Source organism: Butyricicoccus sp. Marseille-Q5471 (genome assembly GCF_951230135.1).
GTDB lineage: Bacteria > Bacillota > Clostridia > Oscillospirales > Butyricicoccaceae > Agathobaculum.
In genome coordinates this window covers 412,079-425,711 of record NZ_CATNVC010000001.1, presented here as the reverse complement: position 1 = coordinate 425,711, position 13,633 = coordinate 412,079, and the positions used below count along the sequence as shown (strand labels likewise).

Sequence of the window (13,633 nt, the reverse complement as noted above, 5' to 3'; positions counted from 1 at the left end):
AAAAAAGTTCAAAAGGGTAAAGGAGAAGTCAATGAACACATTCATGTTGATCACATTTGTGGCGTTTACCGCTTTGGTAGCGCTGATTTCTTATGTGAAAACAAAAGGGGAAGACACGACAACAAAGGAAGGCTACTTTCTGGCCGGCAGAGGGCTGCCCGGCATTGTGATTTGCGGTTCACTGCTGATGACCAACATTTCGGCGGAACAGTTGGTCGGGCAGAATGGTCAGAGCTATACGGCGACGATTGGCGTTTTCGGCTGGGAGCTGATCGCGGGCTTTGCACTTGTTCTGTTTGCACTGGTCTTTCTGCCTCACTTTATGGGGAACGGCATTACAACCATTCCGCAGTTTATGGGCATGCGGTTCGGCAAGTCGGTTAAGCACTTGGCGGCAGTCGGTTTTATGGTTTACTATGTTGTGGCCATGCTCCCGCTGGTCCTGTACGCGGGCTCGGTCGTTCTGGAGCAGCTGTTTGGCATTTCAACGATGTTCGGCATTTCCAGATTTGCAGCGGTGGCGATTTGCTGCGTTGCGATTGGTATTGTCGGCTCGATTTACGCGATTTTCGGCGGTCTGCGTGCAGTAGCAGTTTCGGATACCATCAACGGCGTCGGCTTGATGCTTGGCTGCGGCCTGCTGGCTCCGCTGCTGTCCTTTGCCTATCTGGGAAATGGCAGCTTCTTTGAAGGAATCAATATTTTCTTCCATGCTTCTGAAAAATTAAATGCGATTGCTCCGATTGATGCACAGGCGCCGTGGATTCCGTGGCCGATGATTTTTACCGGACTGATTATTAACGACACCCAGTATTGGGCGACCAACCAATCCATTATTCAGAGAGCCTTTGGCGCAAAGAACATGGCGGAAGCGCAGAAGGGCACTCTGTGGACTGCGGTGCTCAAATGCTTCACCCCAATTTTCACGGTCGTTCCGGGCATCATTGCATTTCTGGTGTTTGGCAATACACTGGGCACACAGGACTTGGCGTATCCGCAGCTGCTGCTGACGGTTATCCCGAAACCGATTCTGGGATTCTTTGCTGCGGTGATGTTCGGTGCGATTTTGTCGTCCTTTAACTCGGTGCTGAACTCCGCTTCCACGATTTTCGCAATGGATATCTACACCTGGGCAAAGCCTGAGGCGGACGACGAGACGGTTGTAAAGGCATCAAAGACGTTCGGTACAATCGTTGCAATCATCGCAATCGTCATCTCGCCGTTTATTATGTTCTTTGGACAGGGCATTCAGGCGTTCCTCAACGAGTCCATGGGATATATCCTGACACCGCTGTTCGTCATGGCGATTTATGGCGTTACGAAGATGCGCGTGCCTTCAAAGGGCTGCTGGACCATGCTGGTCGCGCACTTTGTTCTGTATGCAATCGGGCTGAACACCTTGACGCCGGCACCGCTTCACTCCCTGTATGTGCTCTTCTTCTGCTTTGTGGTGGATATGATTATCATGTACGTATCCGCAAAGGTTGCTCCGTCCCCTGTGGTTGAGTCGCACTACCACCCGGAGGTTGATATGACTCCGTGGAAATACGCAAAGTTTGCATCCGTTCTTGTGGTAGTTTTAATCATTGGATTGTATGCACTCTTCTCTCCACTCGTCTTTGGAGCATAACCACGCCGGACGGGACGTTTTACATAGTACCGATGGCGCACCGCGACCGAAATTCGGCCGCGGCTGCGCTTGTTTCAAAAAGCAATGCGGTATTCACTTGTAAAAAGGGTGTACCGCAAGCGGTAAAAAGGAGTTGCTACATATGTTAAAGTTAGGATTTAACGAAGCTACCTGCAAGGAAAACTCCAGCGTGGAGCGAGACTTAATTCTGTGCGAAAAGTATGGCTACGATTTCATTGAACTGCGGCTGGACATGCTTCAGGAGTATTTTAAGACGCACACAATTGATGATTTAAAGGCCTTTTTCGACAAAAGCCATCTGAAACCATTTGCGTTTAACTCAATCGAGAACATTAATTTCAACACGCCCGAGCAGTGGAACGAATTGGTGGAGCTCTTTACCTTCGGGTGCGAGGTTGCGCAGGCAATCGGCAATCCGTACATGATTGTTGTTCCGACCATGGGGCCGGACATGGATCGCAAAACCGAGCAGGAAGTGTTTGAGGACTCGGTCAAGGTGCTCAACCGACTGGCGGACATCGCAGAGCCGTACGGTGTGCGCTGCGCGTTTGAGCCGATTGGCGACCGCCGTTGGTGCTGCAACTCCATTCGGCAGGCACTTGAGATTGTACAGGCGGTTGACCGCGCGAGCGTCGGACTGACGGTGGACTGCATCAACTTCTATATGCACGATAAGTGCGCGGATTTGGAGTATATTGCGCAGATTCCGCAGGATAAGCTGTTCGTTTATCACATCAATGACTGCGAAGACCTTCCGCTGCGCGTATTGGATCACTGTCACCGCATCATGCCGGGGGAAGGCTGCATTCCGGTTGCTGCAATTTCAAAAAAGGTCATGGAGGTCGGCTATCACGGTCCGGCCTGCCTTGAGCTGTTCCGCCCGGCATACTGGGAGATGGACGCGGAGGACGTTATCTGCATGGGCGCAAAGAAGTGCGCGGCATTTTTACATCATTAACGATTATTGAGGAGGATACTTATCATGGCAAAGAAAGTGAAAATCGGTGTTTTGGGTGCGGGCCGCATCGGCCGCCTGCATATCACCAATCTGGTGCAGTCCGTGCCGGAAGCAGAAGTGGTGGCAATTGCGGATCCGTTTCTGAATGAGGATGCAGTTGCATTTGCCCAAGGCCTGGGCATTACCAAATACTCGAAAGACCCGCAGGATATTTTCGAAAATCCGGAGATTGAGGCGGTGTTCGTCTGCACCTCTACTGATGCACACGCGGAAATGATTCAGCGCGCGGCAGCAGCGGGCAAGCATGTTTTCTGCGAAAAGCCGGTTCACACCGATTTAAATGAGATTCGCAAGGCGATTCGGGCAGTTGAGGATGCCGGCGTAAAGCTGCAGGTCGGTTTTGTTCGCCGCTTTGACCATAATCATAAGAAGGTGCATGACGTTGTCGCTTCCGGCAAGCTGGGACAGCCCCACATCATCAAGGTGTGTTCTCGTGACCCCGATCATCAGCCGATGGAGTATATTGCAACCTCCGGCGGGATCTTTATGGATATGACCATTCATGATTTTGACATGGTCAGATACCTGTCATGCTCCGAGGTAACGGAGGTGTGCGCATACGGCGCAGCGCTGTCGGGTCAGGGATATGACAAGTACAACGATGTGGATACCGCAATTATCATGCTCAAATTTGAGAATGGCGCAATTGGCGTTATCGACAACAGCCGTGCCTCGCACTATGGTTATGACCAGCGCACGGAAGTACATTGCGACAAGGGTTGCGTACAGGTTGCTAACGATTTGGATGATACCGCGATGATTTCTACGAATGAGGGAGTGGAAGTTGCAAAGCCGACCTGGTTCTTCCTTGAGCGTTACAATAATGCGTTTATTCAGGAGGCGAAGGATTTCTGCGACGCCATCCTGCATGATACGGCGGTTCCGGTTGGCAGCAAGGACGGCCTGATGCCGGTTGCAATCGCCATGGCAGCGGCCAAGTCCTATCAGGAAGGGCGTTCGGTCAAGCTTTCCGAAATCCTCGCATAAATTTGATCGTGACAATTATGCATTGACGGCTTATATTAAATAAGAGACTCGGCATTTTGTCGAGTCTCTTATTGATATAAAGAATTGGATCTGAGAATTTCGGCAGGAGGAAAAGACGATGAAATTGAAATTTGGCATGGTGGGCGGCGGTAACGGTGCATTCATTGGTGATGTGCACCGGCACGGTGCGCTCATGGACGATTTGGCGGTGCTCGTGGCAGGGTGCTTTACGCGCAAGAGCGAGCAAAACCTGTCGTGCGCGGAGAAATGGAACGTGGCAGACCTGTCGCGGGTATATCACAGCTATACCGAAATGGCGGATGCGGAATCCGCACGCGAGGACGGCATTGATTTTGTGACAATCGTCACGCCCAACGACACCCATTACCCCATTGCAAAATACTTCCTTGAAAAGGGAATCCACGTCGTTTGTGACAAGCCGCTTGCACTGAATGCAGCGCAGGGACGCGAGCTGGCTGCGCTTGCGAAGGAAAAAGATCTGCAATTCGGCGTGACCTACACCTATACCGGTTATGCAATGATTCGACAGGCGCGCGAGATGATTGATGCGGGCGAAATTGGGAAAATCACCACAATTCAAGGCGAATACCCGCAAGAATGGCTGGCGGTTTCGCTGATTTCCGAACATTCGGAGCAGGCAACATGGCGGCATGATCCCAAGAGGTCGGGCGAATCCGGTTGCTGTGCGGACATTGGCACGCATGTGGAATGTCTGATTTCCAAGATGACCGGCATGCACCCAAAGCGCGTTATCGCGCGGTTTGACCGCATTCCCGCAGATGTGCCGCTGGAAACGAACGCGCAGATGCTCGTTGAGTTCGACGGCGGCGTGCCGGGCCTCATTTGGACCTCGCAGGTAGCGATGGGGCACGAAACCGAGCTGACCGTCCGGGTTTTCGGCGAAAAAGGATCGATTGAGTGGACGCACCTGAAGCCATGGGAGCTGCGCGTCACGCGCATCAATCAGCCGCCGCAGATTTACACCAACAACCGCGACTACCTCTATCCCTCCGCGAAGGAGCTCTGCCGCCTGCCGTCGGGGCATATTGAAGGTTTCTATGAGGCGTTTGGAAACATCTATCACGGCTATTGTGCGAATCTGATTGCGAAAAAGTCAGGCGGCGATGCAGGCACTTTGCGCTATCCGACGGTGGAGGATGGGGTGCGCGGCATCGAATTTGTGGATGCGTGCCTGAAATCAAATGCCAATGGAAACATCTGGGTAAATGTCGGCGAGGATTGATAGCTCATACATCAGGATGCATATTATAGTGCGGAGAAATCCAAAAGAAAAAGACAGGCGCTTTCATGGGAAAAGCACCTGCCCTTTTCTTTTACGTGCCAAGAGCACGTTGCTGATTAACATGAGCACATTGCGGCAGCCGCGGAATGGTCATAAAATTGGAGACTGGATCAAAGTGAAACTCAAAATAAATACAAAAAAACCGTCATTTCGGATGAAACAACGGTTTAATTTGGTACGCCAGAAGGGATTCGAACCCCCGACCTTTTGGTTCGTAGCCAAACACTCTATCCAGCTGAGCTACTGGCGCGTTTTGCGGTCTCAGTTGACTGCCTAATTAGAATACCACGGTTCGACAGTGTTGTCAACAACTATTTATAATTTTCTTTCAAAGTTTTTTCGGAGAAAAGAAAATGCAGGGAGACAAAGAAGTTCTTGCATTTAATTGGGTGATACGGTATAATAATCTAAAATTGCGGTTCGGGTGCAATGGGGCGCACGAAACACGCAGACTCTCATAACACGAGAGACCGGCGCGGCGTTGCGGCACGCGCATATTTGTGTTGTTTTTTAGGGAGGGAAGCCGTGGCTTCACTCCCTTTTAATATTTCACAAACAAAAAGGGGAGACGTAAATGGAAGCATTTTCTGAGCTGATGGGTCGAATCGACACCTGGATCTGGGGGCTGCCGATGATTGTGCTGCTTCTGGGCACTCACTTGTTCATGACATTCCGCACCGGCTTCATTCAGCGCAAAACATTGACTGGCATCAAACTATCGGTCACGAAGGATCCGGATTCGCCGGGCGATGTCAGCCAGTTTCAGGCATTGACCACCGCGCTGGCGTCGACCATCGGTACGGGCAATATCATCGGCGTGGGCACGGCTGTGTTCATCGGCGGTCCGGGCGCGGTGCTCTGGTGTTGGCTGACGGGCGTATTCGGCATTGCCACCAAGTACGCGGAAAGCCTGATTGCGGTCAAGTACCGCGTGCAGACGAAGGACGGCCGCATGCAGGGCGGCGCGATGTACGCGCTGGAGCGCGGCCTGAATATGAAATGGCTTGGTGTGATTTTTGCGCTGTTCGCCGTGCTGGCCTCGTTTGGCATCGGCTGCGGCACGCAAATCAACGCGATCGCTGAGGTGATTCAGAGCAATACGCCGAATTTCACCATTCCGTCTATCGCTATCGGCATTGTGTTCGGCCTCATCACAGCGGTTGTCATTATCGGCGGCATCAAGTCCATTGCAACCGTCTGCGAAAAGCTGGTGCCCTTTATGGCGGTGTTCTATGTGCTGGGCTGTGTCATTATCCTATGCCTTAACTGGGACTTTATCCTGCCCGCCGTCAAGGCGATTCTGACGCTGGCGTTCACGCCCGGCTCGGTCGCAGGCGGTCTGGTCGGCCGCGGCATCATGATGGCTATGCAGTACGGCGTGGCACGCGGCCTGTTTTCCAATGAATCCGGCATGGGCTCGGCGCCGCTGGTCGCAAGCGCCGCGCAAACCCGCAATCCCGTTCGGCAGGCGCTCGTCTCCGCAACCGGCACGTTCTGGGATACGGTTGTCGTGTGCCTGATGACCGGTCTGGTGCTTGTTACGACCATTATGAAAAACCCGGACATCAATATGGATATGATTCAAAACGGCGGCCAGATGACGACGGCGGCGTTCTCGCAGATTCCGGTGTTCGGACCGCTGATTCTGGTCATCGGTATCATTACCTTTGCGTATTCCACCATCCTCGGCTGGTCGTACTACGGCGAGCGCTGCGCAGAGTATCTGTTCGGCAAGAAGGCAATCCTGCCGTATAAGGTTATCTTCATTGCAATCGTGGTTGTCGGTCCGGTGCTGGCGCTTGACCTTGTTTGGACAATTGCCGACATCCTCAACGCGTTGATGGCGATTCCGAACCTGGTCGCGGTGCTGCTGCTGTCCGGTGTGATTGCGAAGGAGACTAAGCATTACTTAGCGCATCTCGATGAAAAAGACGAAACGCCGATTCCGGTCGTGGACAAATAAACAAACAGCGAAGAGCTGCCCAAAAGGGCGGCTCTTTTTTTGTTTGCAAAAAAATAATTTCAGAAATTTTCAGCAGCACCCCAAAATTTCGAAGCGGCGCGCCGAATGATATAGCAAAGAGCAAAACAAACAGGAGGCGAACCCCCATGAGTACATATCAGGACGTATTCAGGCGATACGAAAAGAAATATCTCTTGACGCAGGCGCAGTATGATGCGCTCGGCGAGGTGTTGGCGGACCGCATGGTGCGCGACCGTTTCGCGGAATCGACCATCGGCAACATTTATTTTGATACGCCGGACTTTAAGCTGGTGCGTCGGTCACTGGACAAACCGGCATATAAGGAGAAGCTGCGGCTGCGCTGCTACAAAACGCCGGGAGAGGATACCGAAGCCTTTGCCGAAATCAAAAAGAAATTCGCGGGCGTGGTTTACAAGCGCCGCGCGGCCATGGCCTATGACGAGGCGGTCGGCTATCTTTGCGGAAGCGAGCTGCCGCCCACGGACAGCCAGATTATCCGCGAGATTGACTGGATCAAGCAGTTTTATGGCGAACTGCAGCCCGCAATGTGTATCTTTTATGACAGGCTTGCGCTGTTTGACCAGTATCAGCCCGATCTGCGCGTCACTTTTGATGCGAACATCCGCTGGCGGCAGGATCGGCTTGACCTGAAGGCGGGCGCATGGGGGGAGCAGCTGCTCGAACCCGGCACCTGCCTGATGGAGATTAAAATCCCCGGCACCACCCCGCTGTGGCTTGCCCGCGCGCTGTCGGAGCTTCGGATTTTTCCCGTCAGCTTTTCGAAATACGGCCTTGCGTACCAGCGTTCGCTGGCGCAGAAACAAAAGGAGGAAATCACCTGTGCCTGACATTTTATTTGGCTCTATCCTGTCCGCGGGACTGACCGCGCAAGGATTTCTCATCTGCACCGTCGTCTCACTCGCCCTCGGCGCATTGGTCGCGGCGGTTTACATGTTCAAAAACCATTCCACCCAGTCCATGGCGATTACACTAGCGCTGCTGCCCATTCTGGTGCAGTCGATTATTCTGTTAGTCAACGGAAACCTCGGCGCGGGCGTTGCGGTCGCGGGTGCGTTCAGTCTGGTGCGCTTCCGCTCGGCGGCAGGCACGGCGCGGGACATCACCTGCATTTTCCTGACCATGACCCTCGGCCTTGCGACCGGTATGGGATATGTGGGCGTGGCTGTCATTGTAGGCGTGGCCGTGTGCGCGCTGCTGCTGCTGTACAGCCTGCTGTCCTTCGGCGTCAAGCCCTGCGAGGAAAAGGAACTGAAAATCACCATCCCCGAAAACCTTGATTATACCGGCCTGTTCGACGATTTGTTTGAGCAGTACACCCGCCATGCCGAGCTGATTTCGGTGCGCACGACCAATATGGGCAGCCTGTACAATCTGCATTATCACATCACGCTCAAATCGTCGGAGATTGAGAAGGAGCTGCTGGACGCGGTTCGCTGCCGCAACGGCAATCTGGACATTGTCTGCGGCAAGGTGCCGACGCTGCGCGAAACATTATAAGGAGGAGCAACATGAAACGAGTATTATCCGGTCTGTTGGTCGCTGCGGTTGCGGCAGGCCTGCTGCCGACCGTCGCCTGCGCGGCGACCAGCTACACGACCGACAACGCAACCATGATTTCCTTTACCTCGAGCGCGGCAAGCGGCTCGGGCAAGTATAACGGCTTTGAAATCGACGGAACAGCCGTCGCAATCACCGCCGCTGGCACCTATGTCTTTTCCGGCTCGTGCAGTGATGGCACAATCACCGTCAAAAAGGACGTGGAGGACGTGACGCTGGTGCTCAGCGGCCTGACGCTGACCTCGACCGCCACCTCGGCGATTACGGTCAACAAGGGCGCGGAGGCCAATCTGGTAGCGGCATCCGGCACGAAGAACACAGTCGCCGACTCGGCTGCGGCGAATGACGAAAATGCGGCCATCAAGGTCAAAACCGGCGGCAGTCTGTCGCTCAGTGGCGCAGGCGCGCTGACGGTCGACGGCAACTTCAAAAACGGCATCAAGGGCGCGGCAGAATCGAGCATCACGGTCGATGAGCTGACGCTGAACATTGACGCTGCGGACGACGGCCTGTCCTGCGACAACGATTTAAAAATCGCAGGCGGCAAGCTGACTGTTAACGCACAGGGAGACGCGGTCAAGGCGTCACCGGACGAAACGGACACAGTGTCGGCGGGCAACGTCACCATTTCGGGCGGCACGCTCGCGCTGACCGCTGCCTGCGACGGCGTGCAGGCCGACGGTGACCTGACGGTCACGGGTGGCACGTTTGACGTGACGACCAACAGCGGTCACAAGACCACGCTTGCCGAAGAAGCAGAGTCGTGCAAGGGTCTGAAGGCGGGCGGCACGCTGGCTGTATCGGGCGGCAGCTTCGACCTCGACACGGCGGATGACGCGCTGCACGCGAACACGCTGGCTGTGACAGGCGGCGAGTTTACCATCGCAACCGGAGACGACGCGCTGCATGCCGACGATGCGCTGACGGTCGGCCAGCAGGGCGTATCCTCGACCACGACCCCGCGCATTCAGATCACCGCAAGCTATGAGGGTCTGGAGGGCACTACGGTCACCGTATACGGCGGCGATCTTGACGTAGTCGCGTCCGACGACGGCCTGAATGCGGCCAACAGCGATATCGGCGAGCGCTCCGACCTGTATGAAATCAACCTTTACGGCGGCAACCTTTATGTGGACGCGGGCGCGGACGCGCTCGATTCCAACCATGATATCAATATGTACGGCGGCACGGTTGAGGTGTATGGCGCAAATAACGGCGGCGACATTGCAATTGATTATGACGGGTCCTTTACGCTTGACGGTGGCACGCTCTTCGGCGCAGGCATGACACCGACCGGCGGCAGCCAGCCTTATGTGATGGTCGGCACAGCCGCAATGATGGGCGGCGGCGGTACACGTCCGACCGGCACAACCGGTGAACAGCCCACCGCACCGACCGGCATGGACGGACAGCAGATGACCCCGCCCGAGAACACAGACGGCACGTTCACCCGCCCCAATAAGGGAGAGCGCCCCGACGGTGCGACGGGCACAAAACCGGACGGCGCAGGTGGCGGCATGAGCCAGACGAGCGCACTCGGTATCACCGCGGGCAGCGTGATTACCGTGCAGAACAGCAGCGGCAAAACGCTTTACACCGCGACCGCGCTCGGCCCGATGGCGAATGTCATCTACTCCTCTGATGCGCTCACCGAGGGCGAGACCTACACCGTGCTGGTGGACGGCGAGTCGGTCGGTACAGCTGAGGCGGCGCTTGGCACGGGCGGCAATCAGCAAACCGGTGCGCAGAGCGGCTTTCAGGATGTAAAACCCACCGACTGGTACTATCAGGCGGTGGAGCAGGTCACCCGCAGCGGACTGATGAACGGCACGGACACAACCACCTTTGCCCCTAACGGCGCGATGACGCGCGGCATGCTTGCAACCGTACTGTATCGTATGAGCGGCGAGACTGCGCAGGCCGGCTCAGCCTTTGGCGATGTGGAGTCCACCGCCTACTACGCGCAGGCCGTCCAGTGGGCGAATGATAAGGGTGTCATCAGCGGCACGTCGAGCGGGGTATTCTCGCCCGACCAGAGCGTCACGCGGGAGCAGCTTGCCGCCATGCTGTACCGCTATGCAGGTGCGGATGCGGAGAGCGCCGACCTGTCCACCTATACCGACGCGGGACAGATTTCGTCCTACGCGGCGGATGCGGTCTCATGGTGCGTTTCCAAGGGCATTTTGACAGGCAGCAGCGCGACCACGCTGAATCCCGGCGGCACAGCCACCCGCGCCGAGGTCGCGACCATGCTGACGCGCTTCCAGAACGTCACAAAAACACAATAAAGCGGTCACGCAACCAAAACGTACTTTACACAAACTAAACACACTGCGCCGATAAAATAAACCCAACAAGGAATGGGGAGGTGAATCGGCGTGGTGCTTGTCAATCAGCAGGCCGTGCGTGCGGCGGACGACAATGCATATCTGGAGCGGTTTATCACCGCGCAGCAGCAGTTCATTCTGCGATGCGCAGGCAAAAACTGCGGCCGATTCGTCGACCGGAGCGACGATGAGTTTTCCATCGCACTGATGGCATTTTACGAGGCGGTGCAGGCCTACAATCCGGCGAACGGCGGCTTTCTGCCCTTTGCTGCGACCGTCATCAGCCGCCGACTGACCGATTATCATCGCGGGCAGCGTCGGTTTTCCTGTGAGATACAGCTTGCGCCGCAGGCGTTTGACGGAACAATCGACCCGGACGAGGGCGATACGTCCCTGCAGCTTGCCGTTGCCGAACAGGCGGCGCAGCCGCAGGCGCTGAGCGCCGCGGGTGAAATCGAGGCGGCAAACGCCCTCTTTGCAGACTACGGCTTCACCTTTTACGATCTTGCTGACTGCTCGCCGCGTGCGGACAAAACCCGCACGGCCTGCGCCAAGGCGGCGGCCGTGCTGCTCCGCACGCCGGGGCTGCTCGATGAAATGAAGAAAACCAAACAGCTGCCGATCGGGCAGCTGGTCAAAAGCAGCGGTGTGCCGAAAAAGGTAATTGAGCGGCACCGACGTTATCTGATTGCGGCAGCACTGCTGCTGTCGGGCGATTATCCAATGCTGTCGGAGTATTTACAGGGAATCAGAAAGGAGTTGGAGCGATGCGAGCTGTGATCGTTGAGCTGCGCGGTGCCAAAGCCGCCGTGCTGGCACAGGACGGCACGGTTTACCGTGTGGCCAACCGGAAATACGTGCTCGGTCAGCAGGTTGATCTCAATCTGCACCGCCCCAAGCGTCTGCGGCGCACGGTCGCATGGGCGGCCTGCGTGGCCGTGCTGTGCTCGATGGCGACGGTCAGCGTTTACGCGGTCTACGATCCCTATTCCTATGTCAGCGTCGATACGGAGACCTCGGTGGAGTACACGCTCAACCGCTTCGATCAGGTGATTGAGGTGCGCTCGGCGGACGATCAGTCCGAGGCGCTTGCGGCGGAGCTTGATGAGGAACTGCCGCCCTTCACCCATATTGATGAGGCACTTGACCGCACCATCGGCCGCTTTTATGAGGACGGTTATCTGACCGGTGCGGACGGCGACCGGATGGTCATTGCAGTTTCCGCCAAGCGGGACAACAAGGCAAACGGGCTCAAGGAGCACCTCGGCACGCGTGTCGGCGAAGCGCGGGACGGTGAACATAAAGCGCCGCCGACCGAAATTGTGCGTGTCAGCCGCGAGGAACACCGCAAAATGCTCGAGGATGGGCGTACACCGCAGGACAAGCCGGAGGAACAGTCGGACGCAGCGCCGATTGTCACCCAAACTGTATCGAAAAAGACCGTGGAATCTGTTCCACGGTCTTTTTAACTGCACAAAGGCAAACATATTAAAGAAGAAGCGTTTTGTAGCTGTCCGCCGTGTCGGGTTGACCGACGACCGAGAGCGAAGCCTTGGTAAAGTCGAACGTCTGCCGGGCAAGCGCCAGAATATCCGCCGCCGTGACCGCATCGTAGTGGGCAAGCACGGTTTCGATCGGATCGACCGTGCCGCGCATCAGCTCGCTCTTACCGATGGACATCATGCGCGTACCGGTGCTTTCCAGCCCCATCAGCAGGGTGGTCTTGACCTGCTCACGGCAGCGTGCAAGCTCGTCCGCATCAGGGCCGTTTTCGCAGAAGTCGCGCAGCACGCGGATGATGAGCTCGAGCGCACGGCGCTCGGAGTCCGGCCCGACGCCTGCGTACACGGACAGCAGGCCGGTGTCCAGATGAGAGGTGCCGAACGAATAAATCGAGTAGCACAGACCGTTCTGCTCGCGCACGGTCTGGAACAAGCGGGACGACATGCCGCCGCCTAAAATCGAGCCAAGCAGATTCATTTGAAAGCGTTGTTCACTCAGCAGCGGTACGCCGGGAAAGGAGAGACAGAGGTGATTCTGTTCAATCTCCTTTTCACGCAGCACAAGGCTCGGCGTGTAGCGCGCGAGGGTCGGCGCGTTGTGTCCCTCACCCGTCATGGCGGAGAACAAATCTGCAATATAATCCAGATCGTCCTCGGTAAAGCTGCCCGAAATCGCCACGACCGTGTCATGGGGGCGGTAAAACTCACTGACATAGGCATGCATTGCTTCCGAGTTGATGGTCTGCAGCGTTTCGGGCGTGCCGAGAATCGGGCGGCCCAGTGCAGAACCTGCGTAGCAGCGCTCAAACAGCTTTTCAATCGCCACATCGTCGGGCGTGTCCTCATACATGTCGATTTCCTCAAGCACGACGCCGCGCTCAAGCTCGATGTCCTCCTGCGCGAAGCGGGAGTTCATGAACATATCCGCAAGAATTGAAACGCCGGTCTTAATCCGGGTATCGAGCAGCTTCATATAATAGCAGGTGCATTCCTTGTCGGTAAAGGCGTTGAACTGACCGCCAAGCGCATCCATCGCAATGGCGAGGTGGCGGGCGGAGCGTTTTTCCGTTCCCTTGAAAATCATGTGCTCGATAAAGTGCGAAATTCCGCCGAGGGCGGCAGGCTCATAGCGGCTGCCGTTGCCAATCCAAATACCGATTGAGGCGGTGCGCACTTGACCGATCCGTTCGGAAATCAGGCGTACGCCGTTTGGCAGGACGCGCTTTTCATACATATTACTGCTCCTCCTTTGGGAGAAAAGG

Annotated in this window: 11 protein-coding genes and 1 tRNA gene; 10 read left to right on the top strand and 2 right to left on the bottom strand. The window is 55.8% G+C overall.

Going from position 1 to position 13,633, the window contains the following annotated elements:
• Window positions 1-31: 31 nt before the first annotated feature.
• The 4 genes from QOX26_RS02220 (at window position 32) to QOX26_RS02205 (ending at window position 4,920) form a co-directional block, all read left to right on the top strand.
• Window positions 32-1,630: a solute:sodium symporter family transporter gene (locus QOX26_RS02220; RefSeq protein WP_283673244.1), complete on the top strand. Its 1,599-nt coding sequence runs from the start codon at window positions 32-34 to the stop codon at window positions 1,628-1,630.
• A gap of 142 nt (window positions 1,631-1,772) precedes the next feature.
• Entirely contained in the window at window positions 1,773-2,609 is an 837-nt protein-coding gene (locus QOX26_RS02215) for a sugar phosphate isomerase/epimerase family protein (protein WP_283673243.1), read from the top strand.
• A 24-nt stretch (window positions 2,610-2,633) separates the two neighbouring features.
• Window positions 2,634-3,656: an inositol 2-dehydrogenase gene (gene iolG, locus QOX26_RS02210; RefSeq protein WP_283673242.1), complete on the top strand. Its 1,023-nt coding sequence runs from the start codon at window positions 2,634-2,636 to the stop codon at window positions 3,654-3,656.
• 118 nt (window positions 3,657-3,774) lie between these two features.
• Window positions 3,775-4,920 carry a Gfo/Idh/MocA family protein gene (locus QOX26_RS02205; RefSeq protein WP_283673241.1) on the top strand — a complete coding sequence of 382 codons (1,146 nt, stop codon included), beginning with the start codon at window positions 3,775-3,777 and terminating at the stop codon, window positions 4,918-4,920.
• 233 nt (window positions 4,921-5,153) lie between these two features.
• On the opposite strand, the gene QOX26_RS02200 is transcribed toward QOX26_RS02205, so the two are convergent.
• Window positions 5,154-5,230: transfer RNA gene (locus tag QOX26_RS02200), tRNA-Arg, on the bottom strand.
• A gap of 324 nt (window positions 5,231-5,554) precedes the next feature.
• Between QOX26_RS02200 and QOX26_RS02195 the strand changes: the two genes are divergently transcribed.
• From QOX26_RS02195 to QOX26_RS02170, 6 genes are all read left to right on the top strand, one after another.
• On the top strand, window positions 5,555-6,943 hold the full coding sequence (locus QOX26_RS02195) for an alanine/glycine:cation symporter family protein (protein ID WP_283673240.1): 1,389 nt from the start codon (window positions 5,555-5,557) through the stop codon (window positions 6,941-6,943).
• Between the two features lie 146 nt (window positions 6,944-7,089).
• Entirely contained in the window at window positions 7,090-7,812 is a 723-nt protein-coding gene (locus QOX26_RS02190) for a polyphosphate polymerase domain-containing protein (RefSeq protein ID WP_283673239.1), read from the top strand.
• Window positions 7,805-8,482: a DUF4956 domain-containing protein gene (locus tag QOX26_RS02185; protein ID WP_283673238.1), complete on the top strand. Its 678-nt coding sequence runs from the start codon at window positions 7,805-7,807 to the stop codon at window positions 8,480-8,482. The genes QOX26_RS02190 and QOX26_RS02185 overlap by 8 nt, the downstream gene beginning before the upstream one ends.
• Window positions 8,483-8,493: 11 nt before the next feature.
• Window positions 8,494-10,830: a carbohydrate-binding domain-containing protein gene (locus QOX26_RS02180; protein WP_283673237.1), complete on the top strand. Its 2,337-nt coding sequence runs from the start codon at window positions 8,494-8,496 to the stop codon at window positions 10,828-10,830.
• Between the two features lie 90 nt (window positions 10,831-10,920).
• A complete protein-coding gene (locus QOX26_RS02175; protein ID WP_283673236.1) occupies window positions 10,921-11,649 on the top strand; it encodes a sigma factor in 729 nt (242 codons plus the stop codon).
• The gene (locus QOX26_RS02170) at window positions 11,637-12,338 is read left to right on the top strand and encodes an anti-sigma-I factor RsgI family protein (protein ID WP_283673235.1); all 702 of its coding nucleotides are present in this window, start codon (window positions 11,637-11,639) and stop codon (window positions 12,336-12,338) included. Before QOX26_RS02175 ends, QOX26_RS02170 begins: the two co-directional genes overlap by 13 nt.
• A 19-nt stretch (window positions 12,339-12,357) precedes the next feature.
• Here the strand turns inward: QOX26_RS02170 and QOX26_RS02165 are convergent, their stop codons facing one another.
• Entirely contained in the window at window positions 12,358-13,605 is a 1,248-nt protein-coding gene (locus tag QOX26_RS02165) for a M16 family metallopeptidase (protein WP_283673234.1), read from the bottom strand.
• Window positions 13,606-13,633: the final 28 nt, after the last annotated feature.